Origin of the sequence: Azospirillum sp. TSH100 (assembly GCF_004923295.1) — a bacterium.
Taxonomy (GTDB): domain Bacteria; phylum Pseudomonadota; class Alphaproteobacteria; order Azospirillales; family Azospirillaceae; genus Azospirillum.
The window spans coordinates 334612-350555 of the sequence record NZ_CP039637.1 but is presented as its reverse complement, the minus strand read 5'-3'; the positions used below and the strand labels follow the sequence as shown (position 1 = coordinate 350555).

At 67.4% G+C, this 15944-nt stretch carries 4 protein-coding genes; 2 read left to right on the top strand and 2 right to left on the bottom strand.

Annotated features, from left to right (window positions below; all coding sequences use genetic code 11):
- Positions 1 to 63: 63 nt before the first annotated feature.
- Both E6C72_RS23150 and E6C72_RS23145 read left to right on the top strand, forming a co-directional pair.
- On the top strand, positions 64 to 1767 hold the full coding sequence (locus E6C72_RS23150) for an ABC transporter ATP-binding protein (protein WP_199228674.1): 1704 nt from the start codon (positions 64 to 66) through the stop codon (positions 1765 to 1767).
- On the top strand, positions 1752 to 2402 hold the full coding sequence (locus tag E6C72_RS23145; RefSeq protein WP_109084277.1) for a S8/S53 family peptidase: 651 nt from the start codon (positions 1752 to 1754) through the stop codon (positions 2400 to 2402). Before E6C72_RS23150 ends, E6C72_RS23145 begins: the two co-directional genes overlap by 16 nt.
- 21 nt (positions 2403 to 2423) lie before the next feature.
- On the opposite strand, the gene E6C72_RS23140 is transcribed toward E6C72_RS23145, so the two are convergent.
- Together E6C72_RS23140 and E6C72_RS23135 are read right to left on the bottom strand one after the other, a co-directional pair.
- Positions 2424 to 14711, bottom strand: coding sequence for a calcium-binding protein (locus E6C72_RS23140; protein WP_169055279.1), 12288 nt, complete (start codon positions 14709 to 14711; stop codon positions 2424 to 2426).
- Between the two features lie 68 nt (positions 14712 to 14779).
- Complete coding sequence (locus tag E6C72_RS23135) at positions 14780 to 15859, bottom strand: TIGR03032 family protein (RefSeq protein ID WP_109084509.1); 1080 nt, start codon at positions 15857 to 15859, stop codon at positions 14780 to 14782.
- Positions 15860 to 15944: the final 85 nt, after the last annotated feature.

Sequence of the window (15944 nt, the reverse complement as noted above, 5' to 3'; positions counted from 1 at the left end):
AAATGCCCTCTCCCGGGGCGGGAAGAGGGCGCGATGTTCATACCCTCACCCACAGGCTCCCCCATGCCCTATTCCCTGCGCTGGGTAGGTGGCTTCGTCCGGCCACACCGGCACCGCCTGGTCGTCTGCGTCACCCTGTCGCTGGCCGGAACCGGGATCGGGTTGGCGCAGCCCTGGCTGACCAAGCGCATCGTCGACGATGGTCTTGCGGCGGGCGACGCCCGGCTGCTGGTGCTGCTGACACTGGGCATGATGGCTGCGGGGTTGGTCTCGACCCTGCTGTCGGGGGCGAACCGGCTGGTCTACACCCGCGCGTCGGCCGGCGTGCTGTTCGCGATGCGGGAGCATGTGTACGGCCACCTGCAAACGCTGCCACCACGCTTCTATGCCCGCTGGTCGGCGGGCGACGTGCTGGGCCGGCTCGACGGCGATCTGGCGGAGGTGCAGCGCTTCGCCGTCGACGCTCCGCTGTCGGCCCTGAATGCGCTGCTGACCCTGGCCGGGGCGGTGGCGCTGATGTTGCTGATTGACCCAGCGCTGACTTTGATCGCCTTCCTGCTGCTGCCGGCGCAGGCGGTGTTCCTGCGCGGCACCCGCCCCTGGGTGGAGGGCAGCGCCCGCGCGCTCCGCGACTCCATGTCCGCGCTCACCGGCTTCTTCGTGCAACGCCTGTCCGCGATGAAGCTGATCCAGTCGCTGGGCGCCGAGCGGCAGGAGGCCGACCGCCTCGCCGCCCTCGACCGCGACTGCCTGGACCAGCTTCTGCGCCAGCAGATGGTCGGCATCGTCACCGGCGGCGTGCCGGGCCTGCTGGGATCCGCGGGGACCGCCGCAGTGTTCCTGTGGGGCGGCCTGCGGGTGATCGACGGCGAGCTGACGCTCGGCGCGCTGATCGCCTTCTCCGCCTATCTCGGCCGCGCCACCGGTCCGGTGCAGGGCCTTCTCGGCCTGATCGTCGGGACGCAGCGCGCCCGCGTCTCGCTGGATCGCCTGGGCGAGCTTCTGTCCGAATCCCCCGCTGTCCCTGCGCCGCTCCGGCCGGTCGCCCCGGCCGGACGGGGTGGCACGGTGGCGGTCGATGGCGTGGTCTTCGGCCATGGTACCGGCCGGCCGGTGCTCGACGGACTTTCCCTCACCATCCCGGCGGGGGCCAAGGTCGGGCTGCTCGGTCCATCCGGCGTCGGCAAATCCACCCTGACCGACCTGCTGCACCGCCATTACGACCCCGAGCGGGGCCGCGTCACGCTGGACGGAGTCGACCTGCGCGACCTCGACCCCACGCTGCTGCGCCGCCGGGTGGCGGTGCTGAGCCAGGACGCGCCACTGCTGCCCGGCACCATCGCCGACAACCTGCGCTTCGGCCTGACCGCCGCCGAGAGCGCGGCGCTCGACAGACACACGCTTGTCGAGGCGGTGGCCGCCGCCCAGCTCAGCGGCTGGATCGCCGGCCTGCCACGCGGACTGGACACGCCGGTCGGTGCCTGGGCCTCTGCCTTGTCCGGCGGGCAGCGGCAGCGGATCGCGCTCGCGCGATGCCTGCTGCGCAAACCGGACCTGCTGATCCTCGACGAGCCGGTTTCCGCCCTCGACCCGGCGGCAGCGGAGCGGCTGATCGCCGACGTGGACCACCTGTTCGCCAGCCGCACCCGTCTGGTCATCAGCCACCGCGGAGAGGCGTTGGCTGGCTGCGATGCGGTGTACCGGCTGGAGGCCGGCCGCCTTGAACACGTCGCCGCAACCCCGGAGGCCGCATGCGCATCGCGGTGATCGACAGCGGCATCACCCTGCCCGGCCTCCCGGTCGCCGACCGCACGGCTTTCCACCGCCGTGACGACGCCCCCGGCGTCGAACAGGTCCAGCCCACGCCCGACCGCATCGGCCACGGCAGCGCCGTCGCTGCCGCCATCCTGGCACGGGCTCCTGCGGTGGAACTGCTCGACGCCCAGATCTTCCACGACAGCATCAGCGCCTCCCCCGCCGCGGTGGCGGCGGCCCTGCGCTGGGCCATCGGGTGTGGCGCTCGTCTGGCGACGCTCAGCCTCGGCCTGCCCGCCGACCGCACGGTTATGCGTGTGGCGGTGGAGGAGGCGCTGTCGCACGGCCTGCTGCTGGTCGCCGCCAGACCGGCCCGCGGCGGTCCGGTGTGGCCCGCCGCCTATCCGGGCGTCATCCCCGCCACCGGCGACGCCCGCTGCGCCCCCGGCGAGGTTTCGGTCCTACCGAACGCTTTCGGCACCTGCATGCGCCGGACGGACGGTAACCCGCATATGGGCGGCGCCAGCCTCGCCGTCGGCCATCTCGCCGGCCTGCTGGCCGCCGCCGCCCCATTGTCGCAGGCTGCGGCCTTCAGCCATCTGCACGGCACCGCCCGCTGGCGCGGGCCGGAGCGGCGACTTGTCTGAGGGCCCCCAAGCCGACCGGCATCAACCGAGGTTGATGTCGGAGAGCGAGAGCACCGTGCTGTTGTAGACGCCGAGCAGACGCACCTCGGACGCGGCCACCTGGCCGTCGCCGTTGGTGTCGACCACTTGGTAGAGAGCGGAGCTGGTGCCGTTGTTGGCCAGAACCAGCATGCCCGCACCAGCCGACGCGTTCGTCAGCGTACCCAGAGCCGTACGGAAGTTGGCCAGGTTCGCATCCGTCAGGCTGCCGCTGACCGCCGAGGACAGGCTGACCAGTTCGTCGGTCATGCTCACCCCGTTGGTCGCCGCGGTCGCCGTGGTCAGCGAAGCGTCGCCATTCCTGTCCGCCGTCGTCCGGGCGGCATCCGTCAGCTGCACCTTGTCGGTGCCCGACTGGAAGTTCGACACCGAGATGAAGCCGGTGTTCGCGCCCAGTGCAGCGATGTCGCTGAAGGACGAGTACACCACCGTATCGGTGCCGCCACCGGAACCCCCATTGCCCGACGCCAGGCTGATGCTGTCGCCAGTACCACCCTGGAAGCGGATCGACCCGCCGGTCACCGTGATCGCATCGGTGCCCAGGCCGCCGATCAGCGTCTCGACGCCCGAGACCGACATGGTCAGGCCGGTGTTGCCGGTGGTGATCACATCGTTGCCCGTGCCGCCGACCAGCGTCTCGATGCCGCGCAGCAGGACCGTCGAGCCGCCGTCGCCGAGGCTGACCACATCCGTGGCCGCGCCGCCGACGATGATCTCGATGCCGCTCTCCGCACGCATGGTCACGCCGGTGTCACCCAGCAGGACCAGATCGCTGCCCGCACCACCGATCATGGTGTCGATGCCGCGGGTGATGACGGTGTTGCCCGACGCACCCAGGGTCACGACGTCCGAACCGGTGCCGCCGACCAGGAACTCGACGCCAGACGCCAGCATCGTCACGCCGGCAGAGCCGGTGAAGACGATGTCGGTGCCGGCACCGCCGGTCAGGGTGTCGATGCCCGACACGGTGATCGTGTTCGGCGTGTCGCCCAGCGTGACCACGTCGGTGCCGGCCGCGCCGACCAGCGTCTCGACCGCGCGGGTCAGCAGGGTGGCGCCCGACGCGCTGATGGTCAGCACGTCGATGCCGGTGCCGCCGACCAGGATCTCGACGCCGGTGCCCAGCGTCATCGTGTCCCCGGTGTCCCCCAGGATCACCACGTCGCCGCCCGCACCGCCCGACAGCGTCTCGATGCCGCGGGTGATGACGGTGTTGCCCGAGGAGCCCAGGGTGACGACGTCGGTGCCGGTGCCGCCGACCAGGAACTCGACGCCCGAAGCCGTCATCGTCACGCCGGCCGAGCCGGTGAAGACGATGTCGGTGCTCGCACCGCCGGTCAGGGTGTCGATGCCCGACACGGTGATCGTGTTCGCCGTGTCGCCCAGCGTGACCACGTCGGTACCGGCCGCGCCGATCAGGGTCTCGACACCGCGGGTCAGCAGGGTGGCGCCCGCCACGCCGATGCTCAGCACATCGGTCGCGGCGCCCCCGACCAGGACCTCGATGTCGGTGCCGAGCGTCATCGTGTTGCCGGTGTCGCCCAGGAACACGACGTCGGTGCCCGCACCGCCGATCAGCGTCTCGATGCCGCGGATCGTGGTGGTGTTGCCGGTCGCCCCCAGGGTCAGGACGTCGGTGCCGGTGTTGCCGACCACGAAGTCCGCGCCCGAGACGGTCAGGGTCGCACCCGCCGAACCGGTGAAGATCACCTCAAGGCCCGTGCCGCCGATCAGCGTCTCGATGCCGAGAGCCAGCAGCGTGCCGCCGGCGGTGCCGATGGTCACGATGTCGGTGCCCGTGCCGCCGATCAGCGTCTCGATGCCCGACACCACCAGCGTGTTGCCCACCGAACCGAGGGTGACCAGATCGCTGCCCAGCCCACCGATCAACGTCTCGAACAGCGATACCGTCGCCGTGTTGCCCGTATTGCCCAGCGTCAGAACATCGACACCGCTGTTGCCGGTCAGCGTTTCAATGCCGCGCAACAGCACCGTGTTACCCGACGAACCCAACGTCACGACATCCGTGCCGGTGCCGCCGATCAGCGTATCGATGCCCGCCACCGTGATCGTCGAGCCGCCAGAACCAAGGAATACGAGCTCGGATGCAGTGCCGCCCAGCAGGGTTTCAAGCGCGTTCGCCACCAGGGTTGCACCCAGGGTACCGACCGTGATCACGTCACTGCCCGCTCCGCCGGTCAGCGTTTCGAGAAGCGACGCAACCAGCGTGCTCCCGCCCGAGCCCAATGTGATGACATCCAGACCGGCCCCGCCGGTCAGCGTCTCCATCGCGCTCACCAGCATGGTGGTGCCTGTATCGCCGATGGTGACGGTATCGCTGCCCGCTCCGCCGGTCAGTGTTTCGATGCTGCGCAGCAGCAGCGTGTTGCCGTCCGACCCCAGCGCGACGACATCCCGACCGGCGCCGCCGACCAGAATATCGAGAGCCGAGGCCAGCAGCGTGCTGCCGGCGCTACCCAGGAAGACCAGATCGAAGCCTTCGCCGCCGGCAATGGTTTCAAGGGCATTGGCCTGTACCGTGATGCCTCCAGACCCCACGGTGATGACATCGCTTGCAGTACCGCCAATGATGGTTTCGATGCCGATGATCCGCACCGTCGTGCCGCCGGTCCCCAGCGTCACCACGTCCAGGCCGGAACCGCCGATCAGCGTCTCGATGCCGGTCGCCAGCAGCGTGCCGCCACCGGACCCCAGCAGCGTCACCACGTCCAGACCGGAGCCGCCGACCAGCGTCTCCAGGCCCGACGTCGCGAGCGTGTTCCCGGCGTTGCCGAGCAGGATGGCGTCGACGCCGGTGCCGCCGACGATCGTCTCGAACAGCGACACCATCGCCGTGTTGCCGGTGTCGCCCAGCGTCAGAACATCGATGCCGCTGTTGCCGGTCAGCGTCTCGATGCCGCGCAGCAGGACGGTGTTGCCGCCGTCGCCCAGCGTCACCGCGTCGTTGCCGGCCCCGCCGACCAGGATCTCCAGCCCGGACACCAGCAGCGTGGTGCCGGCAGAGCCGAGATAGACCACGTCCGTCCCGCTCGACCCGATCAGCGTCTCCAGCCCGGAGACCAGCAGCGTGTTGCCGCTGGTGCCCGACAGCCGGTTCATGTCCGCAGCATTGTCGAAGCCGGCGGTGGCGAGCGTCACGATGTCCAGCCCCGCCCCGCCGGTCAGCGTCTCCAGCTGCGACACCAGCAGCGTGTTGCCCCCGGTGCCCAGCGTGATGATGTCGAGCGCGAAGCCGCCGACCAGCGTCTCCAGCTTCGACGCCACCATGGTCGAGCCGCGGTTGCCGATGGTGATGGCATCCAGACCGGCCCCTCCGGTCAGCGTCTCCAGCATGCGCAGCAGCGTGGTGTTGCCGTCGTCGCTGAGCGTCACCACGTCCGAGCCGGAACTGCCGACCAGGATCTCCAACCCGGCGATCAACAGGGTCGAGCCGCCGCCAAGCTCGCCGACCACCGCCACGTCGGAGCCGGAACTGCCGACCAGCGTCTCCAGCAGGTTGACGACGAAGGTGCCGCCACCCTCCGACAGGTGGACGACGTCACGCCCGCTGTTGCCGGTGACGGATTCGATCCCGATGATCCGCACCGTCGTCCCGCCGGTCCCCAGCGTCACCACGTCCAGGCCGGAACCGCCGATCAGCGTCTCGATGCCGCTCGCCAGCAGCGTGCCGCCACCGGACCCCAGCAGCGTCACCACGTCCAGACCGGAGCCGCCGACCAGCGTCTCCAGGCCCGACGTCGCGAGCGTGTTCCCGGCGTTGCCGAGCAGGATGGCGTCGACGCCGGTGCCGCCGACGATCGTCTCGAACAGCGACACCATCGCCGTGTTGCCGGTGTCGCCCAGCGTCAGAACATCGATGCCGCTGTTGCCGGTCAGCGTCTCGATGCCGCGCAGCAGGACGGTGTTGCCGCCGTCGCCCAGCGTCACCGCGTCGTTGCCGGCCCCGCCGACCAGGATCTCCAGCCCGGACACCAGCAGCGTGGTGCCGGCAGAGCCGAGATAGACCACGTCCGTCCCGCTCGACCCGATCAGCGTCTCCAGCCCGGAGACCAGCAGCGTGTTGCCGCTGGTGCCCGACAGCCGGTTCATGTCCGCAGCATTGTCGAAGCCGGCGGTGGCGAGCGTCACGATGTCCAGCCCCGCCCCGCCGGTCAGCGTCTCCAGCTGCGACACCAGCAGCGTGTTGCCCCCGGTGCCCAGTGTGATGATGTCGAGCGCGAAGCCGCCGACCAGCGTCTCCAGCTTCGACGCCACCATGGTCGAGCCGCGGTTGCCGATGGTGATGGCATCCAGACCGGTCCCTCCGGTCAGCGTCTCCAGCATGCGCAGCAGCGTGGTGTTGCCGTCGTCGCTGAGCGTCACCACATCCGAGCCGGAACTGCCGACCAGGATCTCCAACCCGGCGATCAGCAGGGTCGAGCCGCCGCCAAGCTCGCCGACCACCGCCACGTCGGAGCCGGAACTGCCGACCAGCGTCTCCAGCAGGTTGACGACGAAGGTGCCGCCACCCTCCGACAGGTGGACGACGTCACGCCCGCTGTTGCCGGTGACGGATTCGATCCCGATGATCCGCACCGTCGTCCCGCCGGTCCCCAGCGTCACCACGTCCAGGCCGGAACCGCCGATCAGCGTCTCGATGCCGCTCGCCAGCAGCGTGCCGCCACCGGACCCCAGCAGCGTCACCACATCCAGACCGGAGCCGCCGACCAGCGTCTCCAGGCCCGACGTCGCGAGCGTGTTCCCGGCGTTGCCGAGCAGGATGGCGTCGATGCCGGTGCCGCCGACGATCGTCTCGAACAGCGACACCATCGCCGTGTTGCCGGTGTCGCCCAGCGTCAGAACATCGATGCCGCTGTTGCCGGTCAGCGTCTCGATGCCGCGCAGCAGGACGGTGTTGCCAACGGAACCGAAGGTGACCACGTCGGTTCCGGCACCGCCGATCAGGATATCCATGCCCGAGACCGTGACCGTCGAACCGGCTGAGCCAAGGAGGATCAGATCGGAGCCCACGCCACCGGCGATCGTCTCCAACAGGTCGGCGAGCAAAGTGCCGCCGGCCGAACCGATGGCAACCACATCGGTGCCGCTACCGCCGGTAAGGGTTTCCAGTCCCTGGACCAGCAGGGTGCCGCCTGCCGTGCCCAACACGATGGAGTCAGTCCCTGAACCGCCCACCAGCGTCTCGATGCCCGAAGCCGCCATTGTGGTGCCGGTATCGCCAATGGTGATGGCGTCGGATCCCAAGCCGCCGGTCAAACTCTCCAGACCACGGACGACGAGCGTGCTGCCTGCCGGACCCAGCGTGACGATATCGGTGCCGGCACCGCCGATCAGCAGTTCCAGACCGGACACCAGGACCGTGCCGCCGGCCGAGCCGAGGAAGAGCAACTCGGAGCCCATACCGCCGGTGATCGTCTCCAGCAGGTTGGCGAGCAAAGTGCTGCCGGCCGCACCGAGTGTCACGACATCGGTGCCGGCACCACCGGTGATCGTCTCCACAATCGAGAGCAGCAGGGTGTTGCCGGTCGTGCCCAATGTGACGATATCGGTGCCGCCGCCACCGCCGATCGTTTCAAAGCCCAAGACGGTCAAGGTGTTGCCGGCCGAACCAAGTGTCACGGCATCGGTGCCCGAAGACCCGACCAATGTCTCAAGAGCGGTTGCAAACAGGGTGCTGCCGGTTGTGCCGAGTACAATCAGATCGATGGCCGATCCGCCAATGATCGTCTCGAGAGCCGCAACCAGCGTGGTACTGCCGGTATCGCCAAGCGTGACGATGTCGGTGCCGCCGTTGCCGACCAGTGTCTCAATACCGCGCAGCAGTACAGCGGCGCCGGCCGTGCCAAGGGTGACGACATCGGTGCCGATGCCACCGATCAGGACGTCGATGCCCGACACCGAGACGGTCGAGCCGGCCGAACCGAGGACGAGCAGGTCGGAGCCTGTGCCGCCGCCGATCGTCTCCAGCAGGTTGGCGAGCAGAGTGCTGCCGGCCGCACCGAGTGTCACGGCATCGGTGCCCGAAGACCCGACCAAGGTCTCGATGGCATTGACGAGCAGGGTCATGCCGCCGCTCCCCAGCGTGACGGCATCGCTGCCGCTGCCACCGCTCAACGTCTCCAACCGATCGACGAGCAGGGTACTCCCGGTGCCGCCCAGCATGATGACATCGGTGCCGACCCCGCCGATGATCGTCTCGAGAAGGGTTGCCAACAACGTCATGCCGGACGTGCCGAGGATCACGGCATCGCTGGCGTTCGACCCGGTCAGGGTTTCAAGACGTTCGACGAGCACCGTGCTGCCGCTGCTTCCAAGCGTGACCACATCGGACCCCGACGATCCGAGAATGGTCTTGTATTGGGTGGAGACCGACACGGTGGTGCCGCCGTCGTTCAAAATGAGAACGTCGGCACTCAGAATATTGACCAGGGTTTCCAGCCCGCTCAGATGAAGAGTCTGCCCGGTCGCAATGACGGTTTCGATATTGACGGCGTGAAAGGTCGCCCCGGTGGTGCCGATGATGACGACATCGGTGCCGGAGCCACCGACGAGCGTCTCGATGCCGGTTGCCAGCAAGGTGGCGCCGCTGGTGCCGAGCGTCACGACATCGGTACCCGTACCGCCGATAAGCGTCTCAATGCTGGTCACCAGCATTGTGCTGCCGGTGGCACCGAGCGCGACGACATCGGTGCCGGTCCCGCCCGTCAGCGTGTCGACGGCCGACACCACCATGGTGTTGCCGGAAGTACCAAGGGTGACGGCATCGATCCCGGTGCTGCCAACCAGCGTGTCGATACCGACTGTCAGCACGGTGTTGCCGCCGGTGCCAAGCGTGATCACGTCGGTGCCGGAAGCACCAACCAGCGTTTCGACGACTGAAACCAGCATTGTGCTGCCGGCCGTGCCAAGTGTGATGACATCGCTCCCGACCCCGCCGGTCACTGTCTCGATGTCGGACACCAGCAAAGTGCTGCCACCGGAGGCGAGCGTCACGACGTCGGTGCCGGTACCACCCGTCAGTGTCTCGACGGCCAAGATCAGCATTGTGTTGCCGGCTGTACCGAGGGTGATGATATCGGTGCCGCTCCCGCCGGTCAGCGTTTCGACGGCCGAGACCAGCATCGTGTTGCCGCCGGTGCCCAGCGCCACGATGTCGATCCCGCCACCACCGCTCAGGCTCTCGATGCCGATGACGTTCAGCGTGTTGCCGCCGGTGCCCAACGTGAGGATGTCGGTGCCGGTACCACCTGTCAGCGTCTCGATCGCCGAGATCGTAAGAGAGTTGCCCGCAGTGCCGAGCAGGATGACGTCGGTGCCACTGCCGCCGACCACGGTTTCCAGACCCGAAACCAGTATCGTGCTGCCGGAGGTGCTCAGCGTGGCGACGTCAACGCCAGCGCCACCCGTCAGCGTTTCGACAGCCGAGAACATCACGGTGTTGCCGCCGGTGCCGAGGGTGACGGCGTCGGTGCCACTGCCTCCCATCACGGTCTCGATGTCGGACACCAGCATTGTGCTGCCGGCGGTGCCAAGCGTGATGACGTCGGTGCCGCTGCCGCCGGTCAGAGTTTCGACCCCCGACACCACCATGCTGTTGCCGGAAGTGCCAAGGGCGACGGCATCGATCCCGGCACCGCCGACGAGTGTCTCGATGCCGGTTGTCAGCACGGTGTTGCCACCGGCGCCGAGCGTAATCACATCGGTGCCAGCCCAACCGGCCAAGGTCTCGACACCTGCCACCAGCAGAGTGTTCCCGGCAGTGCCGAGGACGATAACGTCGGTTCCGGTTCCGCCGGTAACAGTTTCAATAGCCAAGGCCATCAGCGTGTTGCCGCCGGTGCCGAACATCACGGCATCGGTCCCGGAACCACCAACGAGCGTCTCGATTCCGGACACCAGCAGAGTGTTTCCGTTGCCGGCGAATGTCAGAACGTCGCTCCCAACCCCGCCGGTCACTGTCTCGATGTCGGACACCAGCAAAGTGCCGCCACCGGAGGCGAACGTCACGACATCGGTGCCGGCGCCACCCGTCAATGTCTCGACGGCCGAGACCAGCATTGTGCTGCCGGCAGTCCCGAGCGTCACGACATCGGTGCCGCCACCACCGCTCAGGCTCTCGATGCCGATGACGTTCAGCGTGTTGCCGCCGGTGCCCAACGTGAGGATGTCGGTGCCGGTACCACCTGTCAGCGTCTCGATCGCCGAGATCGTAAGAGAGTTGCCCGCAGTGCCGAGCAGGATGACGTCGGTGCCACTGCCGCCGACCACGGTTTCCAGACCCGAAACCAGTATCGTGCTGCCGGAGGTGCTCAGCGTGGCGACGTCAACGCCAGCGCCACCCGTCAGCGTTTCGACAGCCGAGAACATCACGGTGTTGCCGCCGGTGCCGAGGGTGACGGCGTCGGTGCCACTGCCTCCCATCACGGTCTCGATGTCGGACACCAGCATTGTGCTGCCGGCGGTGCCAAGCGTGATGACGTCGGTGCCGCTGCCGCCGGTCAGAGTTTCGACCCCCGACACCACCATGCTGTTGCCGGAAGTGCCAAGGGCGACGGCATCGATCCCGGCACCGCCGACGAGTGTCTCGATGCCGGTTGTCAGCACGGTGTTGCCACCGGCGCCGAGCGTAATCACATCGGTGCCAGCCCAACCGGCCAAGGTCTCGACACCTGCCACCAGCAGAGTGTTCCCGGCAGTGCCGAGGACGATAACGTCGGTTCCGGTTCCGCCGGTAACAGTTTCAATAGCCAAGGCCATCAGCGTGTTGCCGCCGGTGCCGAACATCACGGCATCGGTCCCGGAACCACCAACGAGCGTCTCGATTCCGGACACCAGCAGAGTGTTTCCGTTGCCGGCGAATGTCAGAACGTCGCTCCCAACCCCGCCGGTCACTGTCTCGATGTCGGACACCAGCAAAGTGCCGCCACCGGAGGCGAACGTCACGACATCGGTGCCGGCGCCACCCGTCAATGTCTCGACGGCCGAGACCAGCATTGTGCTGCCGGCAGTCCCGAGCGTCACGACATCGGTGCCGCCACCACCGCTCAGGCTCTCGATGCCGATGACGTTCAGCGTGTTGCCGCCGGTGCCCAACGTGAGGATGTCGGTGCCGGTACCACCTGTCAGCGTCTCGATCGCCGAGATCGTAAGAGAGTTGCCCGAAGTGCCGAGCAGGATGACGTCGGTGCCGCTGCCGCCGACCACGGTTTCCAGACCCGAAACCAGTATCGTGCTGCCGGAGGTGCTCAGCGTGGCGACGTCAACACCAGCGCCGCCCGTCAGCGTTTCGAAAGCCGAGACCATCACGGTGTTGCCGCCGGTGCCGAGGGTGACGGCGTCGGTGCCGGCCCCACCCGTCAACGTCTCGACCAGCGAGATCAGCATCGTGCTACCGCTGGTGCCAAGCGTAATGACGTCGGTGCCGACCGCACCGATCAAGGTCTCAAGACCTTGTGCAGTCAAGGTTGCTCCAGCCGTACCCAGGGTGACGGCGTCAATCCCGCTGTCTCCCGTCACCGTCTCGATATCGATCACCAGCATTGTGCTGCCGGTGGTGCCAAGCGTGATGATGTCGGCGCCAGCCCCGCCGGTCAGCGTTTCGATGGCCGAGGTCAACAGGGTGTTGCCGGAAGTGCCGAAGGTGATGACATCGATCCCGGCACCGCCGACAAGTGTCTCGATGCCGGTTGCCGCCAGGGTGTTGCCGGCCGCGCCAAGCGTGATGACATCGGTGCCGGTCCCGCCGGTCAAGGTCTCGACGACCGAGACCAGCATCGTGTTGCCGGCATCGCCCAGTGTGATGACGTCGGTGCCGGTCTCACCGAACAAGGTCTCAAGGCCTTGTACCATCACCGATGCGCCGCTGGTGCCCAAGGTCACGACATCGGTGCCGCTGCCTCCCGTCACCGTCTCCAGGCGGGAGATCTGTATCGTGTTGCCGGCGGTGCCGAGGATGACGACGTCTATGCCGGTCCCACCGGTCAAGGTCTCGATGCCGGAAAAAAGTATCGTGCTGCCGGCGGAGGCAAACGTCACGACATCGGTGCCGATCCCGCCGGTCAGCGTTTCGATGCGCCAAACCTGAATCGTGCTGCCGGCGGTGCCGAGCATGACGCGATCCAAGCCAGACCCGCCGGTCAACGTCTCGATGTCGGAGGCCAGCACCATGTTGCCGCCGGTGCCGAGCGTCACGACATCGGTTCCGGCACCACCCGTCAGCGTTTCGAGACCGAGGATCAGCAGGGTGTTTCCGGCCGTGCCGAGCGTCACGACGTCGGTGCCGGATCCACCGATCACCGTTTCGATGGACGAGAGCAGCAACGTGGTCCCGGCGGTGCCAAGCGTCACGACGTCGAGACCGGCGGCGCCCGTCAGGGTTTCGACGCCGGAGATCGCGGCCGTGTTTCCGGCGGAACCGAGCGTCACGACATCGGTGCCGGTCCCTCCCATCAGCGTTTCGATCCTCGACAGCAGGATGGTATTGCCCGATCCATCCAACGCGATGACCTCGCGCCCCGAATTGCCGATCAGCGTTTCGAGTTGGGAAGCCGCAAGAGTGACGCCACTGGCACTCACCGTGATGACATCGGTGCCTGCGCCGCCGACGATCGTTTCAAGCGCGGAGATCAAAACCGTGCTGCCGGCCGATCCAAGGGTCAAGACATCGGTGCCGGACGAGCCGATGAGGCTTTCCAGAGCGCTGATCAGCATCGTGTTGCCCACGGTGCCAAGCGTCACGGAATCGACGCCGGCCCCGCCGGTCAGCGTCTCGATGCCCTGCATCCGCACCGTCGTGCCGCCGCTCCCCAGGATGACGACGTCGGTGCCGCTGTCTCCCGTCACCGTTTCCATGCGCGAGAGCAGGATCGTGCTACCGCTGGTGCCGAGGACGGCAAAGTCGGCGTTGGCGCCGCCGGTCAGCGTTTCGATCCCCGACACCGACGTGGTGTTGCCGCCGGAGGCGAGCGTCACGATGTCGGTGCCGGCACCACCCGTCAGAGTTTCGAGGCGCGAAACCACGATCGTGCTGCCTTCGGAGGCGAGCGTCGCGACGTCGGAGCCGGTGCCGCCGATCAGCGTCTCGATCGCGCCGACGAGCAGCGAATTCCCGGCGTTGCCAAGGACCACGACATCGGTGCCGACCCCACCGGTCAGCGTCTCGATCGCGGAGACCAGGATAAGGGTGGCCGTCGTGCCGAGCAGGATGACGTCGGTGCCGCTGCCGCCGATCACGGTTTCCAGCCGCGAAACCAGCATCGTGTTGCCGGCGGTGCCGAGGGTGATGGCATCGCTGCCGGTGCCGCCCGTCAAGGTCTCGACGCCGCTGACGCCGAAGGTCGCGCCAATGTCGCCCAGCGTGATGACGTCGGTCCCGGCGCCGCCCGTCAGCGTGTTGATCTGCGACAGCGTCAGCGTGTTGCCGGAATCGGCCAGTGTCCTGACGACCGGCGTGACGTTCCTGAGATACAGCAGGGTGCCGTTGCCGGCGCCGTAGATCGCGTCGAGGTCGCCGTCGCCGTCGAGGTCGGCCAGGGCCGGACTCGGATAGGTTCCCGTGACGAGGCCGTAAACCGCCGTGCCGACAAGCGTGAAGGTGGGGGACGATGTCGTCCCGATGTTGAGGGAAACGACATCCTTGTTCACGAGGTCGAGATCGCCGTCTCCATCGAGGTCGACGAGGACCGGCGAATTGAAACTGACACCCGCCGTCATGCCGAAGAGGTTGGTTCCCTCCAGCGAAAAGGTCGGCGAGGACGACGTTCCGTTGTTGCGGTAGAAAAGGATGCCGTTGGACCGGTCCCCCATCAGCAGATCGGCGTCGCCGTCACCGTCCAGGTCGGCGAAGGTCGGTACCATGTAGCTGCCGGTGACGATGCCGAAGAGGTTGGTCCCCTCCAGCGAGAAGGTTGGAGACGACGACGTTCCGTTGTTGCGGTAGAACTCCGTACCGCCGCTCTTGCTGCCGATGAACAGATCGAGGTCGCCATCGCCGTCGATATCGACGAGGCTTGGCCTTGCATAGGTATTGAACCCGGAAAGTCCGAACAGGTTCGTACCCTGAAGGGAATATGTCGGCGCCAGCGACGTTCCGACATTGGCGAAATACACCGTATCGCCAAGACCGTTGCCGACCAGAAGATCCAGGTCGCCGTCGCCGTCGAGATCCTTGAGCGTGGGGGCGGAATAAGTGCCGACGCCGCTGAGGCCGAAAGAATTGGTGCCGACAAGAGTAAAGGTTGGAGTGGTCACGATCTTTCAGTCCCTCGGATATACCTGTCGACACCGCACTCGCTTACCGGCCGCCATCAGGCGTCCGGTCAATTCGGAATCTCTGTTGGAATGGCCACCGCTTCGGCCAGCGCCCGCGCGTCGAGCAGCCCCACCGCCTCCGCACGGCGCACGCCGGGAAGGATGGCGACGTCGTACAGCTCATTCACGGTGTGGTGGAGCCACAGCATGTGCGCCACGGTTCCGCTGTCGATGTCCACCACGGCCAGTCCGCATTGCGCGGACACCCCCGCCCGTTCCAGTGCCGCCTCAAGCGGCAGCGCGCTCAGCGTTCCGTGGTCGCCCCGCGGTCGCGACAGCCCGACGACCGCCCATTTGCCATGGAAGGCCAGTCCGCGCGCGAAGCCGGGGCAGAAGCAGGCCGGCTCGAATCGGCCGCTCGCGTCCACCGTTCCAAGCTCGCCGCTGCCGGAATTGAGCAGCCACAGCCGGCCGCGGTGCCAGCGCGGGGAATGGGGCATCGACAGCCCGGCGCAGGCGACCTCGCCCGATGGAACGTCGATCAGCACGCCGCCGTCGATCCGGCGCTCCCGCCAGCCTTCGATGACGTCACAGCGGCCCAATGCGGTCGCGAAGATCGGCCGGCCATCCTTGCCGAGCGCCAGCCCGTTCAGATGGCAGCGGTCCTCGTTGCGCAGGGCGGAAATGAACGCGGGCTTCCAGACCGGACGGAATCCCCGGTCGGCGTCGGGAACGGCAAGGCAGCTGAAGCGCGTGTTGACGAAGACCGGCACGCCATCCTGCCCGACCGCGATGTCGTGGATGTCGACATCGCCGGTCATGTAGCCCAGCCGCGGCACATAAAGCCGGTCCGCGCCCGATGGCGTGCGGCCGGACGGCGGCAGCGTGTCGGCGAAGCGCCAAAGGTGGGACTGTCCGCCGACCCACAGCGCGGATCCGTCGGCACACAGGCCCTGGCAACGCTGCACCATCCGCTCATGGGCCTTCAGACGCCCATCCTCGCCCAGCCCGAGGAAGAACAGCCTGTGCGTCTCGTAAGTGGAAAATGCGATCGCGCAGCCGGCCGTTTCCAGCCAGTCGGGCAGGTTCGGCGTGCCTTGCAGCATGGGTTGGGCCGGCGTAGGCCGGGATTGTTCATCGGCTGCCATCCGAACGCTCTCCCTCGTCTGCCGCTCACCATCCTCGATGAATCCTTAGCATGCGTTATAAGGTAATGTTAAATTATTAAAGAAA

Coding starts and splice junctions, on each gene's coding strand:
- E6C72_RS23150 (WP_199228674.1), top strand. CDS start 64: ATGCCCTATTCCCTGCGCTGGGTAGGTGGCTTCGTCCGGCCACACCGG.
- E6C72_RS23145 (WP_109084277.1), top strand. CDS start 1,752: ATGCGCATCGCGGTGATCGACAGCGGCATCACCCTGCCCGGCCTCCCG.
- E6C72_RS23135 (WP_109084509.1), bottom strand. CDS start 15,859: ATGGCAGCCGATGAACAATCCCGGCCTACGCCGGCCCAACCCATGCTG.